A 17,831-nucleotide genomic window follows, 5' to 3' on the forward strand; every position below is an offset into this window, starting at 1 on the left:
CATGTGGGCGTAACACGATCATGATCGCGGGCGCTGTTCGGCTTCGGTGGGGTCAGAAGTGCCGCAGCAGGTCGCGGAACGAGGCCAGCCGCAGGACGCCTGCGTCGGTCGGGTCCAGTTCGTCGTCCTCCAGCACCCAGGTGTTCTCGTTCGGGATGAACACCGCGTTCAGCCCGGCAGCCCGTGCCGGCAGGATGTCCGACTTCGGGGAGTTGCCGATCATCCAGGCACCCGACGGGTCGAAGCCGTGCTCCCGCACCAGCCACCGGTAGGTCTCGACGTTCTTCTCGGCGACGATGTGCGCGGCCCGGAAGTGGTGCAGCAGGCCACAGGCGTCGAGTTTGCGCTGCTGCTCCGCCTGATCCCCCTTGGTCAGCAGCAGCAGCTCGTGCCGGACGGCCAGCTCGTCGAGCGCCTCGGCCACGCCGGGCATCAGCTCCACCCGGTGTTCGACGAGTGCCACGGCCAGTCGGTCGATCTCCTGACGCTCGAACTCGGTCGCCGGCCGTTCGCGCAGCCGCTCCAGGCACTCCGCCAGGCTGCGCAGGAACACCTTGCTGCCGTAGCCGTGCGCCACCGCGTTGGCCTGCTCGATGTCGTCGAGAACGGCCCGCAACTCGGCCCGGTCCAGGGTGGGGTGGTCCAGCCAGGCCAGGAAGTCGTCGATCACCCGCTCGAAGACGACGTTGTTCTCCCACAACGTGTCGTCCGCATCGAAGATCAGCACTTTCGCCTGCCGCCGCCCCGTCACGTCCACCGTCATGCCGCCAGCTCCTCGTGATCAACTCCTCCGACGATCGGGGACTTTAGGGCAGATCGTCCGACGTACCCAGCGACTTTCCGCCCACCGGTCGGGGCCACCGCAGCAACCGTTCGGCGATCATCGTCTCCCGCTCCTCCTGCGCGTCGGGGCGCAGCCGCCCACCCCTGGTCAGCATCACCACGCCGTGCAGCAGGCTCCAGCCCATCTCGGCCAGCACGTCCGGGTCACGCCCCTCGGCCAGCGGGGTCAGGGCCGCCCGCAGCTCGGCGAAGACCGCCCGCGGCGCGGCCGGCACGCCATCGACGCCGAGGGCCAGGTCGGGGGTCAGCGCGAGCATCGCGTCATAGACCTCGGGATTCGTGTACGCGAAGTCGAGGTACGCGCTCGCCACCGCCGGCCAGGCCCCCTCGGGACCGTCGACGGCTTCCGCGTGCGCCTCCGCCAGGTCGGCGGCCAGGTCGGCGAAGGCGCACACGGCGACGGCGGCGAGCAACGCCTCCAGATCCGCGAAGTGCCGGTAGAGGTCACCGACGTCGATCTCGGCCCGCTCGGCCAGCCGTCGGGTGGTCACCCCCGCCCAGCCCTCCGCCTCGGCCAGCTCTCGCGCGACCGCGACGATGAGGTCGCGGCGGTCCTGTTCGGTGGCCTTCTCGGCAGGTCCGGGCACGCCCACGAGCGTAAGGGCGCACACCTGTCGTAGCTGACTGGTGACGGATTGGTGACTGTTGGGGATGGAAGGCGCCTGCGGCCGGTCTCTTTCTCCGCGTGCCACAGCCGACACCTTGCTCGTTGAGCGAGGAGATCACCGGGACGGGAGGGCAACGCGAGCCGAGGGTCGCGGCTCACCGGCGCAGCGCGTTCTCGCTCCGCATGTGCGACAGCTTCTCCGGGTTACGCACGGCGTAGAGCCCGCTGACGCGGCCATCGTCGATGCGCAGCGCCACTACCGTGTCGATCTCGCCGTCGGATCGGAACACCAGCGCCGGGGAGCCATTCACCTGGGCCGGGTGCAGCGACAGGGCAGCGACCTGGAACTGCCTGCTGGCCAACAGTCGGGCCACCTTGTCAGCCCCGGCGACCGGCCGCAGCAGCGCCTGTCTGATACCGCCGCCGTCGCCAACGAGCACGACATCCGGCGCGAGGACGTCGAGCAGGCCCTGCACGTCGCCGGTCTCGATCGCCCGCTGGAACGCGTCGAGCACCCGTCGGGTGTCGGCCGCGGAAACCACTCCCCGGGGTCGACGCGCGGCGACATGCGCCCGCGCCCGGTGGGCGATCTGGCGGACCGCGGTCGGGCTCTTGTCGACAGCTGGGGCGATCTCGTCGTAGGCCAGGTCGAAGACCTCACGGAGTACGAACACCGCTCTCTCGATCGGCGTGAGCGTCTCCAGCACCAGCATCATCGCCATCGAGACGCTCTCGGCCAGTTCGACGTCGTCGGCGACATCAGGGGCGGTCAGCAGCGGCTCGGGCAACCACGAGCCGACGTAGGACTCCCTGCGCCGGCCGACCGTCCGCAGCCGGTTGAGCGACTGGCGGGTGGTGATCCGGACCAGGTAGGCGCGCTGGTCCCGCACCGTCGCGAGGTCGGCGTCCGCCCACCGCAGCCAGGTCTCCTGGAGTACGTCCTCGGCGTCGGCGGCCGAGCCGAGCATCTCGTAGGCGACAGTGAAGAGCAGGTTCCGGTGTGCGACGAACGCGTCGACAGCAGGGCCGCCCTCACTCATGACTTCTCCCCCGGCTTTCATGCCGCCTCCAGTCTCGTCGATCTCGGCTGCGCCACCCACAGGACACCGCTCCCCCGCCTGGTGTGACACCGCTGCGTCGTGCGCCACGTCACGTGTCGAGCCGTCACAGCGAGCGGGCCGGCGGTGTCTCGTGTTCGACCCCACGCGGAAGGAAGATCATGAACGTGGCTCTGTGGATCGCGGCCGGACTGTTGGCCGCAGTCGCCCTGGCCGGCGGCATCACCAAAACGTTCGTACCCAAGGAAAAGCTGGCCCGGGCCAACGGCGGAGGGTGGACGGCGACCGCGAGTGTCGGCTTCGTCAAGACCCTCGGAGTCCTCGAAATCCTGGCCGCGGTCGGCCTGATCCTGCCCGCCGTGCTGGACATCGCACCGGTGCTGGTGCCGGTGACCGCCGTCTGCTGGGTGTTGCTGATGATCGGCGCGATGATCACCCACCTGCGTCACAACGAGGCGAAGTTCATCGTGCTGAATCTGTTCTACCTCGCCCTGGCCGCCTTCGTGGCCTGGGGCCGACTCGGACCCGAGCCCTTCTAACGGAATGACCTGACCCGGGAGACCCGTTCCCGGCCGCCAGATCCGCGCCCGCTCCTCCCAGACCTGAGCGAGCCGATCGCGTCGACAGAGGCCGTATCGGGAAGCGGCCATAGTAGGCCTTAGCTGAGAATGCTGGACAGCCTGTTCCGCACAATAACGTACCCGTGCAAATCATCCGATGGGAGATCTTCGTCGCCAGGCTCCGAGAGCCTTTCCCCTGCGACCTTATTCGGGTCCTCGTCATCATAGAGGACGACGAAACCACGAGCCCTGATGTCACCCCTATAAAATTCCGATGATGGCCACATCATTCGGTCCCAGTCAGGAAGTCGGCCAACAAGAGGCCATTCGCCGTTGACTAATGGAATATCGCCGAACCTGGCAATAAGGACCGCGTTCCCTGGGTGCAGACTCGGAGGTTCTTCTGGAACGGCAACGAGCGCTGGTCCGAAGAAGTACCCGACAGTGACCGCACTACGCCCATGCCTGGTGACAAGAGCAAGAGCATTTGCGCCGAATCGAAGGGGAACAGCGAATACCATTCCCTCTTCTATATCGCGCCGTTTCATCATCAGCCCCCTCGGATACCCCAGCCCCTCACCCGTTAGGGGCCACCATGCGTCGAGCCGGATCGAGTAATTCACCCACCGGAGTGGTGTCAGCACCCATTTGCATGTCGTCGCAGCGATCGGGTTCCCATCGATTGTTGCCGTCCGCTGCAACGCAGACCTCGCGGGCTAGAAACCGGGTTCCACCGAAAGTGCCGACGAGATTTCAAGCAAATCAGCAAGCACGTGCCCAGCCGGCCCCTCAGGGTTGCGACGGCTGTAGCGGTCGTCGCAAGCTAGTGCACCCTGACTCTGCCGGCGCCACCGCGGCCATCCCTCAGGATCCCGCAGTAGCCATTGGGCCAGCTCACGGGAGCCCGGACCACCCCCACAGTCCCTCAACGCGGATTCCACAACCGCTGTTGCATCCGCCGGAAAATCCGCATCCCCGAACGCGGGCAGCAACAGCAGCAGCCGTTGCTGTGGCACAGTTACCCCGAATGGCGCGTCCGACCAGTTGGCGGCTGCAATCAACTCGGGCCAACTCAACCCCGGGCGAAATTCGTGACCCCCAACGTTTGCCAAAACTATTCGATGCGCATTGCTTGACCGACAAAGGATGTAGTCCGTGCCCATGTCATCCGGCAAATTACGATACACCACATCAATTTCGTGCCCGTCACGCAACCCGAGCCGAAAGACGGGCCACCTGTCCGCGTCGGTCAACAGGCTGAAGTAACTCAAACAGGCGGACTCGACTACTTCAAAAGCCGCAGTTACCACCGAAGGATCACTGGACGCGAGCGTGTCGCACAGATACGTCGGCCAAAATATCGGGTCGGTGAGGAATGCGGAACCGTCGATCAAAAGGAAGTCTTCGTATCCGGGTATCTTCACGTTCATATCCGTCCACTAGCCGTCGAACTGGTCCCACCTAAAGCCGGGGTAGCGGAGGGCCCGCAAGGCACAGCGGTGGCGGGCTCCGACGTAGACTTCAATGGTGTCGTCGCGGGTGGTGGTGGTGACGACGAGGCCAGGGGCGACGTAGTGGCGGGTAGGATCGCCGGTCCAGCGCATGGGTCGCAGCGGTACCGGCTGTAGTGGCTGGACGAAGTGTTCCGCCTGCTGAGGGGTGACGACAGCATAGCCGGTGAATGGGCTGGAGAAACCTGTTTCGCACAAAAGGAACTGGAGGAGGAAGCTGCTGAGTGGTTCTCGTTCCCGCTCGGCTTCGAGTCCGTCGTAGTGGACGGTTGGATCGGCCTCCCTGGGGTCTATGAGCATGTAGAAGCCGCCCTGGTTTTCGGACCCGAACAGCACCAGTCCTCTGGGATCGGGATCCAACTCGTCGGCAGGGTAGATCCGGTTGAATTGCCCGAGCACTTCTGAGCGTCCGGCGGCGACGCGGTAGAAGGCGAGAAGCGGGTCGGGTAGGGCGTGGTCACTCGTGGCCTTGTCAGCAACCGGCGGGACGTCGGCGTACCAATCAGCGACGAAGTCGGCTAGGGCGGTGATGGGGTCGCGGGCAAGGGTGTGCAGCCAGTCCAGGCTCGGCAGTGGTTCCTGTCGGGTGGGTCGTACCTGGTCGAGAAGGTCGAACGGCAGCCGCTCGGCAAAGGCAAGCTCGACCGACACCAGTGTTGGGCGAATGTTGTGGGGGTACGGTTTGTTACCAACCTCGAGTGCCCTAGATCGACTTGAGATCTTCCGCAGTTCTCCCATTAGCGCATAGCCGCCATCCACCCGCGCGAAGCCGATGATCCGAAGCGCGGACACCAGTCGCTGGTGGGCGGGTTCAGGGAACGGCTCGCTTAGCACCAGTCTGTCGAAATTCTGCACGACGCTGGCCTGGCGTGGGTCGCCGCCGTCGATGATGATGATCATAGCCGTCGCTCCGACTACATAGGTGACGTCGTCTACGCTTAGGATCTGCCGGTGATCCCCAGCGGACGATAAAGCTTCCGCTTCTGTCATGACCAACCATCGCTTCGACACGGCAACAGAGTAGATGACCGGACCCGACGGTAGGAACCCGGAGTCAAAGCAAGGTGGTAAATCAGCGTCATCCCGCCGCACTTCAGAGCGGCCCGTTCAGTTGGGTAGCCAGCAAGGGCGGGGCTTGGCCGAGACGGGCGGTAGAGCTTTCGGTCGCGTTCGTAAAGCGCGAGTGCTGTCACGGGCGTGATGCCGGCTGGCGGCAGCGATGTTGGTGATGCCGGGGTGCGTGGGCGCCGCCATCGGTGGTGCACATAGCAACCAAGATCGGGCTTTTTGCCCCTGCGGATCTGGGGCTGCTCTCCGTCTTAGGTGCCGTCTCGGGCCCAGCGAGGCGTGTCTCGATCGACCGTTTACTGCAGGTCCAGACCCGAAATGTTTCTGCCTGGCTGCATTTACCCGCCCGTCAATAATGGACTAAATGGTCTCGGTCCTGCATTGATCGGCGACGGGGTCCGCACCGTGCGGTGCGGACCCTTGCCAAAGATCACGTCACATCAGGCTATCCGCCTTCCACTTTGCCTATCCAGTCATACTCGGTGGCATCGGACAGTAGCCGCGATATCCCATTTCACATAGAAAGTCTTCACCCATACTTGGGTTACTCAGCATCGCGGCTCCCATTGCAACATAGTAAAGATCGTTGAGAATACTGAAAGCACCAGCGGCCATGCCCAACCCGCGCCCCGCACCGGGCCCGATCTCATCCGTGCCAGGAAGAGGGTTTTGCGGGTTTCGCATACTCTTTGGAACCGCTGGCGCACCCTTCAGCTTGCCCCACTCCTTTTCGTCCCTAGATTCCACGGGGGCCTGACCAGGGGTGCTATAGATGATTCGAATACCTTTTTCGGCAGCGGTTTTCGCCAACAGGCCATGGCACGCCGACCTCCCGCAGCTTCTCACCCCGGTCGGTGTAGGTGTACGTCGTCACCTTCGCTGCTCGCCGAGGACGACCGGAGAGCCGCCACCGAGCAGCACGACCTCATCGCCACGGTCGACGGCGCGCAGTACCTGCTGCACCACGCGTCGCCGTTCCCCTTCACCCCGCCGAAGGACGAGGACGAGGTCACCCGCCCGGCCCGCGACGGCGCGTTGCGGGTCCTGCAGGCCGCTCGCGAGGCCGGGGTACGGCGGGTCCGTGCTGACTCGTCGTACGCGGCGGCGGGTTACACGGTGAAGCCTGCCGGGCACTACAGCGAGGCGGACTGGACGAACATCGACAACGACATCCCGGCTTACCACAAGTCGGAACCCCCACCGAACGTGCCGCCTGGAATGACGTACGGGACAACGGCGGAATCGAGCCGAGCGTCGTCCACCCGACCGGCACCTTCGGCCCGCTGCTGGGCTTGCGGATGTCCGCGTCGACCGGACGATCCGGCCAAGCCCACCAGCCGCCGGGAAGCCCGGTCGTCGTTGTCGCGGCTGAGGCCCGCGGGTCGAGGAAGACGACTTCGACGTCACGCACCGATGACGGGGCGAAGCCGTCGCCATACCGCTCACCCCAGACGAAGTCGCGGACGGCGCCAGCGCCGATCCAGGCATCCGGCAGGCCGCAGTCCGTGGAGGCCGCCAAGAACCTCGTCATGGACCTCGAGGACGCCGGTTGCCGGACGCGGTTCCTCATCCGGGACCGGGACCCGCCCACAACAGTGCATTGCGAACGCCCATCCGCTGCACCCGTTGCCCGCACCGATCGTCGATCCAGACAAGACGGCCCGCATCGACATCCGAAGACGCGACCGCCTCGGCCGGAACACTTTACGAATACGATTGTGCCGCCTGACCAGCACTGACAAGGTTTTCGGCAAGGGCAGGACTGACGGTCGTGGTTCAATTCTCGGGGCTGCTCATACGTCTAGCACCAGGGTCTCTGACCGTCGCCAGAATCCCGCCTCCTTTTGGCCCATATCGTTGCTTCTTGTCAAATGCCGCGTCTTACAAATCGATGCGGTCTTTGGCCACTGTCCGCTGCGCGGCGATGGGCCCAGACCAGATCAGATCAGAGGGGGAGATCATGAACAGTCAGGGTGTCATCGTCAAGCGGTGTCGGTGTACGGACCCAGTGATGGGTCGGCGGCGAGGCACATCGTGTCCGCGCCTGGCCGAGCGCGGTCGTGGCAGCTGGTACTTCCACTGCTCGACGCGGAACCTGCTGCCAACGCCGCCCTCTACCGCGTCGCCGTGACCCGATCACGCTGCGACCGACGCACCCGCGACTACCTCGACCGACGCACCGCCCAAGGCCTCACCCGCTGCGGAGTCATCCGCTGCGTCAAACGCTACGTCGCCCGCAAAAAACCCTCTGACGAATCGAGGTCGGCATCACCTGACGACTTTGTCGGGCCCCGGAAGACTGTCACGCCGGGATCTGTCAGAGCCGGAGGGTGAGACCCCATCCGGCTGCCCGACCCTGCCGACTCCGCAAAATGAATAATTGATCAACTGGAGCCGAGTGCCGATGAGAGCTCGAGCAAATCGGCAGGTGAATGCGCAGCCGGCCCTCCAGGGTTGCGCCGACTGTACCGGCCATCATTAATGAGAGCACCGCTAACGTTCATCCGCCAGTGCGGCCACCTCTCTGGCTCCCGAAGCATGTATGCGGCGAGGTCGCTGGCCCCCGACCCTGCGCCGCAACTCGTCAACGCGGCGGTCACCGTCGCCGTTGCCACCGCCGGCAGATGGGCGTCCCCGAACGCGGGTAGCAGTAGCAGCAGCCGGGCATGCGGATCGACAATCCCGTACGGCGCGCTCGACCAGCTTGCGGCAGTGACTAGCTCTGGCCAGCTCAGCCCCGGGCGAAATTCGTGCCCTCCCACGTTCGCCAGATCCACCTTGTACTCCTTACCGGATCGGCGAAGAACATATATTATGCCCTTTTCGTCGGGTTCGTTCCAGTAGAGTATATCGATCTCGTACCCGTCGCGCAGCCCAAGCCGGAACACCGGCCAAGCATCAGAATCGGTCAGGCGGGTGAAATATTCGGAAAAACCCTCGGTATCAACGCCGAAAGCTGCGGTGACCAGCGAATCGTCGTGGGGCGCCATCGTGTCGGCCAAGTAGGTCGGCCAGAAGAACGCATCATTCAGCAACGGTGCGCCATCGACTAACGGGAGATCCTCGAAACCAGCAATCATCACGCCCTAGATCATGCCATTTCACTCTGTATAAAAAAAGGCTGCTCGACCAACTTCTGCAGGCAACTGGTGGGGCGCCCCGGGCAGGCAGGAGGTAGCCACGACCCAGACCATGCCCTGCTCGGCCCGTCGCGTCAGTAGTCAGTCCGAGAAGTAGCTGTTGGGGCATGCGAATGGTGCCACATCGTCGTACCGATGTGGCACCATTCGCCGCTCACCGACTCAAGCCATGCAGCCCCTTCTTGCCCCCGACTACCGACAGCCGGTGACGCGCGGTTACGGTGCTGGTGCGGGTGCGGGGTTCGGCACTAGGGGACCCGCAGGAGCTGTAGATGCGGGAGGTGACATCCAAGGCATGAAGGGCCGCCAGAAGGCGCTGTGCTTGGTGGTGCCGTACGACCTTGGGGCATATTTACCACCAAGCTGCATCCTGGGCCCCAGCTCGGCATTGCAGATATACATGCAGACGCTACGGTTCGCGCCGCCCTCGACGATCACCTCACTGTCGCCCAGACTATCGATAATGTTCTCCTCGGCATGTATCCCTTCACCCTTCCGGACACGCACGTTCTTGACGTACTCGATTGCGAGCCCCTCTCCGTAAACCGCCCGGATCTTTTCCTCCCAACCCTCCGGCATTACATCTTCATCAGGATCTGGCTGCGCAACCGCAACCTTGATCTTGTACGTATTTGTTTCCGAGTCCCACACCTTGGCCACAGCCGTGGTTCCGCGCTGGGCCATGCGAGGTCTCCTCGTGTCGTTCAGGTCCTTCGCGAGATTGGCCGCCTGCTCGGCCCCCTCCTCAGTGCCGTGGATTCCGGCCTGGTCCGCCTTGTCGTCGGCGGACAATTCCCCCCCGTCAATGTTAGCCAACAGCGCCGCGATGCCCACGATGCCCACGACGGCCGCGCCCGCGGCGACCCACGGCGCAGCCGCGACCGCAGCAGCACCAACGGCTGCAACAGCACCAGCGGCTGCAGCTGCACCAGCAGCAGAAGCAACGGCTGGGCCGATGGGGACGGCCGTATGTCCGTCGATCTCCACCATGCTGATCGGGTTCCCGCCACCGAATGCATATCGGTTGCCGGTCCAGGGGTTGAGTCCGAGTTTCATATCGGAGAGCGCGCCGCTGTAGCTATCGCGGGTGAGGAACCGGTTCAAGCCTGGGCTGTAATTTCGGAAACCCGTGTCGTACGACTGCGAGTTCTGGTCCCAGCGTTTGGCGTTGTACCGGTAGGCGTTGTAGGGCTCCTTCGTCGGATCCGCCGCGTCCGGCTTGTCGATACCCGTGAACTGGGTGTCGTCGTTCTTGCCGTAGGCGGTGTAGCCGTAGGTGGCCTTGGTGTCGCCATTCTTGTCGGTGAGGGTCTCGACGTCGGTGTGCGGGTTGTAGCCGTAGTAGCCGTCCTCGGCCGTGCCATCGGCGTTGTGGGTGACCTGCGACAGGCGCTGACCCCACGGCGAGTACTGGTAGGACTTGGTCAGCTTCCCGGCGACCTCCTCGTCCAGGACCTCCCCAGAGAGGCCAAGGTAGTTGAAGGTCGTGGTCTTCGCCTTGGCGCCGCCGGCGTCCGTGGTCTTGGTCGTCGTGCGGTCCATCGGGTCGAAGGTGTACTTCGTCGTCGAGGTGCTGGTGCCGTTGTTCTTCCGGTTCTCGACGATGTGGTCGAACCCGTCGTACACATTGCGCTCGATCACGGTCCCGGCTGCGGTGACGGTGTCCAGGCGGCCGAACGGGTCGTAGTTGTACGACGCCGTCGACCCCCCGGTCACCGCGGTCAGCAGTCGGTTGCGCTCGTAGTTGAAGGTGGTCGACGTGCCCTTCACCGTTTGGCTGGTGACGTTGTTGTTCGCGTCGTGCACGTAGGTTTCCGTGCCGGCGCCGTCACCGGTCTTCGTCAATCCCGCGAGCCGGTCTCGGGGGTCGTAGGTGAAGTCGCTGGTGGTGGTCAGATAAGCGCCGTGGTTGTCGGCGTTCATCTTCTTGGTGACGTCGTGCGACCGGTTGCCGTTGAGGTCGTAGTCGATGGTCGACTCGGAGACCAGCGTCGTCCCGTTGGGCTTCTTCTCCGTCTGGGACTTCAACCGCCCGTCGAGGAAGTACGTGTAGTCGACGGTGTTGCGGTTGCCCTTGACCTCCTTGAGCTTCTCGGCCCGGTCGGTGTAGGTGTACGTCGTCACCTTCGCCGACGTGTCAGCGGCCGACTTGCCGTTGGTCACCGTCGACACCAGGTCCCGGGCGTCGTACTGGTAGGACGAGTACTGCTTGTTGTGGGTCGTGGTCAGCGGCGCGCTGTTCTCGTTATAGCTGAACGACGTCGAGTTCACCTCCGAGCCCGACTTCGACTCGGTGACCTTCTCGACCTGGTTCAACCGGGTGTACGTCACCGCGTAGCTGTCGACCCGGGCACCCTGGGAGGCGTCCGTGATCGTGGTCAGGTTGCCGTTGGTGTCGTACCGGTAGCTGTAGTCGTGCTTCTCGTTGTCGACGTCGGCGGAGTTGTCCCGGACGAGCTTCACCGCGTCCGCGACGACAGTGCCGGTGGCCTGGTCCGACAGCGTCACCTTCTGGGCGTTGCCCTCGGCGAAGCTGTACGAGCCGAGGCTGACCCAGGTGCCGGCACCGGCGGTCTGGTTGACCGTCTTCACCGTCGGGCCAGCGCTGGAGGTGACCGTGTACTTCGCGTCGGTCGCCGCCCCGGACACCGTCGGGAAGCGGGCGTACACCTGGTAGCTGCCCGCCTGGGGCACGTTCAACTGCCAGGTGAAGACGTTGGTGCCCGTGCCCGCCGCGTGGGTCGCGTAGGTCGTGCCGTACTTGTTCGTAGCGGCGTCGGCCGTCGGCCAGGTGCCCGTGGCGCTGGTGTTGTTGAACTCGGAGTTGTCGACCAGCACCACGTGCTTGCCCACCGGCACACCGTCGTCCGAGCGGGACTTCAGCTTTCCGTCCGGGAAGTACGACCAGCCCATGGTCCGGTTCGAGGAGCCGCCGGCGGACGTCAGCGTCCGGGCCGTCTGCGCACCCAGTTCGTTGTAGTCGTACGAGGTGACGATGTCCCAGGGGTCGGAGGACTTCTTCGTCCACCCGTTGTCGTAGTAGTTGTAGGTGGTGTCGTTCCGCACCGACTGCCCCGCCGACGGCGGCGCGGACAACGTCGCCAACCGGCCCACCTCGTCGTACAAGTAGGTGGTCTTGTCCGGAGTCGTGTAGCGGGCGTCGTCCTTGTCGTACGCCGACCGGGTCTCCTTCACCCGGTTCAGCGCGTCGTAGTCCGTGACCTGGGCAAAGTCGTCCGGGTCGTCGGTGGTTGCCACACCCCGCGGGCTGATGACCTTGGTGGTGTTGCCCACCTGGTTGTACTCGTACTTGGTGATGCGGTAGGAGATGGTGCCGGAGACGTTCTTGTACGGCACCTTGACCTCGGTCGGCTTACCTCGCCGATCAAGATTGACCAGTGTGGTGTTGCCGAGCTGGTCGGTGCTGCCGGTGACCAGGCCGTCCTTGTCGTAGGTGCTGCTGGTGAACTTGCCCAGAGCGTCCGTGGCCTTCGTGACCCGGTGCGCCTGGTCGTACGCCATCGTCGACGTGTAGTCGAGGGTGTCGGTGGTCGCGTTCTTACGCGGGTCGACCACCTTCTGCACGTTGCCGACGTTGTCGTACTGATAAGTGATCCTGTCGCCCTTGGCGTTCGTCACCGAGGTCAACTGGTAGATCTCGTCGTACGCGTTCGTCGTTCGGTAGTCGGCCGGGTTCGACGTGGGGAGATTGCCCTTCGGCTCGGTCGTGGTGATGAGATTGCCGGCCTTGTCGTACGTGAACGACGTCTTACGCTCCGGGTCTCCGGACACGTCGACCGGTGCCTTCGTCCAGGTGAGCTGGTCGGCGGCATCGTAGGAGGCCGTGGAGAAGGCTCCGTTCGGCGCGGTGGACTGGGTGACGTTGTCGTTCGCGTCGTACGTCGGCGCCGGCGTGGTGATGAACACCCCGGCGGCCTGGTCCTTCGGCGTCCTGCTGTCCAACGGACGGCCGAACGTGTCGTACGTCTGGGTGGTGTCCTTGCCCAAAGCGTCGGTGACCTTGGTGACCTGGCCGCGGACGTCGTAGACGAAGGTGGTCGCCCTGGTCAGGGCATCCGTGATCGTCTGCGGGTAGCCGTTGGCGTCGTACCCGCTGTATTTGGTGCTGTTACCCCTGGCGTCCTTCGCGGTGTCGAGCTGTCCCCATGCGTCGTAGGTGTTGTAGGAGGTGTAGTCACCGGCCGTCGTCGTGGAGGTGCCCATCGGGTCGGTGACGCTCGCCAGGTCACCGTCGGGCTCGTAGGTGAAGCTCCACTTTCGGCCTTCAGGGCTGGTCTTCTCGGTCAGGTCGGCGACGTAGCCGTTGAGCTGACGTTGGTAGGTCAGCACCGTGCCCGCCGTGCCGTTCTTGACCGCCTCGGCGTCCTTGATCTCCGTCGGGTAACCGGTCTTGGCGTCGTACGCCCAGGTCGATACGGCCAGGTTGTCCTCGGTGAGCTTGGTGACGTTGTGGTCGCCATCCCACTCGAGCTTGGTGACCTGGTTCTTCGCATTGGTGGTCTCGGTGGGCCGGCCGTAGCCGTCCTGGAGGTAGACGGTGGAGTGGTTCTCCGCGTCCGTGACCGTCGTGCGGATGTTGTCGGTGGCGTCCGGGTCGACGTAGGCGAACCGGGTCAGGTTGGCCTTGTCGTTCCGGTCGGTGTAGTGCTTGGTCCGCCAGTGCCACTTCGGGTCGTCGCCGGTCTGGGGGTAGTGGTAGGCCAACTCGGTGGCGTTGCCCCGCGGGTCGGTGACCTTGACCAGCTTGACGTTCTTGTTCCCCTGGGTCATGTCGTAGGCGAACTTGAACGTCTTCGGCGCGCCCATGGTGCCGCTGGAGCCAAACCCGTCAACCAGCTCGCCGAGCAGGCCCTTGTCGGTGTAGGTGAAGGTCATCTTCCGACCGGAGATGTCCGTGACCTGTTTGACGTGGTCAATGATCTTCGGGTTGGTCAGGTTGGTCGCCCCGGAAACCCTGGCCCAGGTGGTGTCGTTGATGTAGTCGTAGGTCTGGCCCTTGGCGTAGTAGTCGATCGTCAGGGTCTTCCGGCCGGCCGCGTCGGTGATGTACCGGAGGAACTTGGTCGGCTTGTTGTTCGACTTCCGCTCCTCGTAGGTGAACGTCATCGTGTTGCCGTTCTTGTCCACCGTGCTGGTGAGGAAGCCCTCGCAGTCGTAGTAGAACTGTGTGCGGTCCGGCTTGGTCAGCCGCCACGCCTTCGGCTCCTGGGTGTTCGGCTTGCAGTCGAGACTGGTCACCTTCTCCAGGTAGAGGTGGACGCCCTTCGGGCTCTTCCACGTGGAGGTCGCCGAGTCCCAGGTGAACCAGTGGCTGGTGCCGTCACCATCGGTCATGGTGATCTTCGTCGGGTTCGGGTTGGGGTGGAAGTCCAGCGGGCTGCCCAGCCGCATCAGCGATGAGGCCTGCAACGACCAGCCGTACCCGGCGACGGTGTCGGACGTGTCCAACGAGTTGTAGGACATCCGGACGAACGTCGACAGGCCCCGGGACGGGTTGCTCAACGCGTCGTACGACCACACGGTGTTGCCGGAGTGAAGGTTGTTCATCAGAGTGCCGCCGGCGCCGGTGTTCTTCCCCGCGTACGAGTAGAACCTCTCCAGACCGAGCTGGTCGGAGGTCGGCTCCACCACCGCGACGTTCTGCGCCAGGGCCGCGATCGGCGCTATCTCTGACAGCCACTGCTGTGTCAGCTTGTTGCGCAGCTGCCAGCTCAGCACGTAGTCGGTGCGCTTGTTGCCCTCCGTCGTGCTGGCCGGCGTCTTCACCTGCGCGGTCAGGTCCACGGTGCCGCCGGCCGGGATGTCCGCCGGCAGCGGGGTGGCGACCATCGCGTTGGCGTCGGCGACCGGCTCACCGTTGGCCCGGGACCACTGGTACGCCAACTCCCAGTCCGTCGTCTTCCAGGCCGTCTGGGTCGGGTTGGACACCGACACCGGGGCGGTGTAGGTCGACGCCGGGGCAAGGTTCGTCGGCGTCTTGGCGGCGTAGTAGGTCGACTCGGGCGTCTGCTCCAGGTAGGTGACCTCCAGCGTCGGCTCGAAGATCGGGTCCTCGGCCTCGGAGGCGAGCATCATCATCCGGGCGTTCTGGTTGGCCTCGTCGCGCATCCGCAGCAGCAGGCCGTTGTTGGTGTTGGGCGTGGCGACCCAGCCCTTGACCGGGCTCGTGACGTCCCAGGTCTCCCACTCGGGGTCGTTGGTGAAGCCGTTGAAGCCGGCCTTCCACGACGTGTCGTAGTCACCGCCGGCGGTCCACGCGTTCGTGCCGTCGTACGTTTTCCAGGTAGCGGAGCTCTCGACGAAGCTGCGGTTCAGCTTGTAGACGTCGACGTACTGGCTCTTGTCGAGACCCGGTTGGAGGGAGATGTTCCACATCCGCAGTTGAGCGGCGGTGACCTGGGCGTTGGTCGGGATCGCCCCGGCCAGACTGGACCACTTCACGACGCCACGGGTGACGCCGTAGGCCGGGGAGTTGTTGCCCACCCCGACGTACGGGTCACCGTCGTAGACGTTGACGTTTGTGGTGTCCAACGTCTTCGACAGGGTGGTGTCGGTGACCCCGGTCCGGAAGATCTTGGTGATCTGACCGGCCTTGGGGAGCATGGCGGGCACCGTCGGCCCGGCCACCAACTGACCATCGGCCGTCTTGGCCACCACCATGTAGTAGTAGAACTGCCGGTCCATCGGGTTCGTCTTGTCCGCCGGCGTCGGCGTGGCCGTCGTGTCCTGGAAGGACAGCGTGCTCGTCGAGACCGGGGCGACCAACGTCGCCGCGCTCGGGTTGTAGGTCTGGTCGGGGCTGCGGTGCACCTGGTACTCGACGACATCGTCGGCGGTGCCGGTCTGCCCGTCTGGGTCCTTGTACTTCGGCCAGTCCAGCACCGCGCCGGTCGACGTGATCGTGGTCGGTGGGTTCACCGCCACGCCCGGACGGCCGTACGTGACGACGAGCTTCGGCAGGTTGTAGTCCCGCCTGTCGTTCATGTACGCGTACTCGGAGGCCTCGAAGATCGCGCCGCCCTGCTTCGCCAGCGACTCGTTCTTGGCCTTCAGCATCACCCCGTAGTTGGGCTGGGTGCCGCTCGCCCACTGCTGCACGAGGCCGCGGACGGGGAACGACAGCCAGGTGCTGGAGTGCGACGCCTCCTTGAGCGCGCCGTTCTTGCTGAACCGCACGGCGTCGGCGATGACGGCCTTGTTGGCCTGGTCGCCGAGCACGACCTTGCCCGTGGTGCCCGCGTCGAACGGGTAGAAGCCCAGGGTGGTCCATCCGCCCGTGCCGGTCGGCGTCCGCTGGTCGACCGGCACCGTCTTGGTGCCGCCCTTGTAGTGGACGGTGTACGGCGCGATATCCGCCCGGTCGGAGGCTCCAACGTAGTGCGCCTCGACCTTGTACTCGCCCGCCTCGGTGATGGTCGGCGTGTACGTGTAGGTATCGCCCGTGGTCGCGTCGCTGTTGGTGCGGTAGTCCTTGCCCACCGCGTACGCGGTGAGGTTGCTGGTCGAGGCGGTCCAGGTGCCCTTGGCCGTGGCGTTGGCGTCGCCGTCGTCCACGGTGACGATGGTGCCGGGCAGCGAGGTGTCGCCGGCCGCGCTCATGGTGCTCCAGTTCGCGGAGCCCTCGGTCCAGCTCGACTTGACCCGCTGGACCTCCATCGGCACGTCGTTGGCGTAGATGCCGTCAAGGCTCTGGTCGTAGTAGACCATCACCTCGGCGTCGTCGATCGTCGTGTTCGCCGGGATCTGGCTCACGTCGAACTTCAGCAGCGAACGCCAGGTCGCGTCCGTGCCGGTGCCCACCTTGAGCTGATAGGTGCTGCTGAAGTTGGTGGTGGGAGCACCCGAGGAGATCTGTACGTCCTGGCCGTCGATCGGCACCGGCTGGATCTTGATGGTCGGGTCGATCACCACCGGGTACGTCCGGGCCTTGTCGCGCAGCCACGAGGCATCCGCCGAGACGGTCACCGTGGTCTGCCCGTACATCTGCTGGACCCGCTGGCTGACCGCCGTGCTGGTGGCCGGGGACTTGGCACTGTCGTACATGTACGCCGGCGGCATGACCAGCTCCGGGTCGCCGCCCTCGGGCCGGACGAACGCGATCGAGCCGTCCGCCTGCGGCTGCGCCACCAGGCCCTTGGTGTCGAGCGTGAAGGTGTACGAGACCGGGCCCTCCGGGGCCTGGCGCAGTACGATCTTCTCTTTCAGTGCGCCGGCGGTGACGTCGTAGACCAGGTCAGCGCCATCGGCCAGACCGGGATAGGTCACCGTGGAGCCGGCGACCTTCGGTGCGGCGGGCCGTTCGCCACCGACGAGACCCAGCTGCACCGCGCGGCCGTCCCGCTCGAAGCGCACCAGGTTGTCGGTGCTACCCCCGAAGAGGCTGGTGAAGCTGTTGGTGGAGTTCTGCTGGACGTACCCGCTCCGGTTGGCCGGCACGACCCGCGTGTCGATCGGCTGCCAGTGACCCTTGGCGTCCCGGTAGTTCATCGGTAGCGCCGACAGTTCGGCCTGGAGTCGTCCGTCGGAGAGCTGGAAGACCCGCCCGTTGGCCGTCCGCCGGTCCGGGACCTCCCGCACCCGCTTCGGCGCCGGCAGCTTCTTGGCGGCCGGGGGCTGCTCGTTCACCGACAGCCCGGCGCTGACCACCTCCGGCTCCGCGCCGCCTGGACCGCCGTTCACCAACTGCCGAGCGGCCCCGCCCAGCCGGGAGAGCAGGCCCTGGTCGTCCTTCGCCTCAGCCACCTGATCGGTGCGCTCGGGAGTGCGGTCCGGTAGGACCTCCATCCCGCCGAGCGTGGCCACCATGACCAGCGCCAGTCCCCCGATCAGGGGACCTCGTGATCGTCGTTTCACCCGTAACCCTCCGCCTGTTCGTAAGCACAACGGGTGAAGGCTAGAAACGAGGAATACTCAGCCGGCTATCTCCCAGATACCTTTCAGGTTTGCCTCCTCGGGCACACGTGGAGCAGCGCGAACGCGGTATCCCCGCCGACCGCATACCGCGCGCATACTTTCCGGCACGT

10 protein-coding genes are annotated in these 17,831 nt (G+C 65.0%); 1 reads left to right on the forward strand and 9 read right to left on the reverse strand.

What is annotated here, in order from left to right; genetic code table 11:
* Positions 1-52: 52 nt before the first annotated feature.
* The 3 genes from AC3CF1_RS09040 to AC3CF1_RS09050 form a co-directional block, all read right to left on the reverse strand.
* A complete protein-coding gene (locus AC3CF1_RS09040; RefSeq protein ID WP_488450087.1) occupies positions 53-763 on the reverse strand; it encodes an HAD family hydrolase in 711 nt (236 codons plus the stop codon).
* 43 nt (positions 764-806) lie between these two features.
* Positions 807-1,430 (reverse strand): TetR/AcrR family transcriptional regulator, encoded by a 624-nt coding sequence (locus AC3CF1_RS09045; protein ID WP_488450088.1) that lies wholly within the window; start codon positions 1,428-1,430, stop codon positions 807-809.
* A gap of 175 nt (positions 1,431-1,605) precedes the next feature.
* Positions 1,606-2,490: an RNA polymerase sigma-70 factor gene (locus tag AC3CF1_RS09050; RefSeq protein WP_488450089.1), complete on the reverse strand. Its 885-nt coding sequence runs from the start codon at positions 2,488-2,490 to the stop codon at positions 1,606-1,608.
* A 179-nt stretch (positions 2,491-2,669) separates the two neighbouring features.
* Here AC3CF1_RS09050 and AC3CF1_RS09055 point away from each other — a divergent pair, with 179 nt between their 5' ends.
* Positions 2,670-3,047, forward strand: a complete 378-nt coding sequence (locus tag AC3CF1_RS09055; RefSeq protein ID WP_488450090.1) for a DoxX family protein — start codon at positions 2,670-2,672, stop codon at positions 3,045-3,047.
* A 119-nt stretch (positions 3,048-3,166) separates the two neighbouring features.
* Here AC3CF1_RS09055 and AC3CF1_RS09060 read toward each other — a convergent pair whose 3' ends face one another.
* The 6 genes from AC3CF1_RS09060 to AC3CF1_RS09085 form a co-directional block, all read right to left on the reverse strand.
* Positions 3,167-3,619: an Imm26 family immunity protein gene (locus tag AC3CF1_RS09060; protein WP_488452055.1), complete on the reverse strand. Its 453-nt coding sequence runs from the start codon at positions 3,617-3,619 to the stop codon at positions 3,167-3,169.
* A 165-nt stretch (positions 3,620-3,784) separates the two neighbouring features.
* The gene (locus tag AC3CF1_RS09065) at positions 3,785-4,492 is read right to left on the reverse strand and encodes a hypothetical protein (protein ID WP_488450091.1); all 708 of its coding nucleotides are present in this window, start codon (positions 4,490-4,492) and stop codon (positions 3,785-3,787) included.
* A 15-nt stretch (positions 4,493-4,507) separates the two neighbouring features.
* Positions 4,508-5,479 (reverse strand): hypothetical protein, encoded by a 972-nt coding sequence (locus AC3CF1_RS09070; protein ID WP_488450092.1) that lies wholly within the window; start codon positions 5,477-5,479, stop codon positions 4,508-4,510.
* Positions 5,480-6,656: 1,177 nt separating this feature from the next.
* Positions 6,657-7,217 (reverse strand): nucleotidyltransferase family protein, encoded by a 561-nt coding sequence (locus AC3CF1_RS09075; protein WP_488450093.1) that lies wholly within the window; start codon positions 7,215-7,217, stop codon positions 6,657-6,659.
* A gap of 814 nt (positions 7,218-8,031) precedes the next feature.
* Entirely contained in the window at positions 8,032-8,730 is a 699-nt protein-coding gene (locus tag AC3CF1_RS09080) for a hypothetical protein (protein WP_488450094.1), read from the reverse strand.
* A gap of 273 nt (positions 8,731-9,003) precedes the next feature.
* A complete protein-coding gene (locus AC3CF1_RS09085; protein ID WP_488450095.1) occupies positions 9,004-17,661 on the reverse strand; it encodes a golvesin C-terminal-like domain-containing protein in 8,658 nt (2,885 codons plus the stop codon).
* Positions 17,662-17,831: the final 170 nt, after the last annotated feature.

This window comes from Micromonospora sp. MGP-C2, from assembly GCF_057766525.1.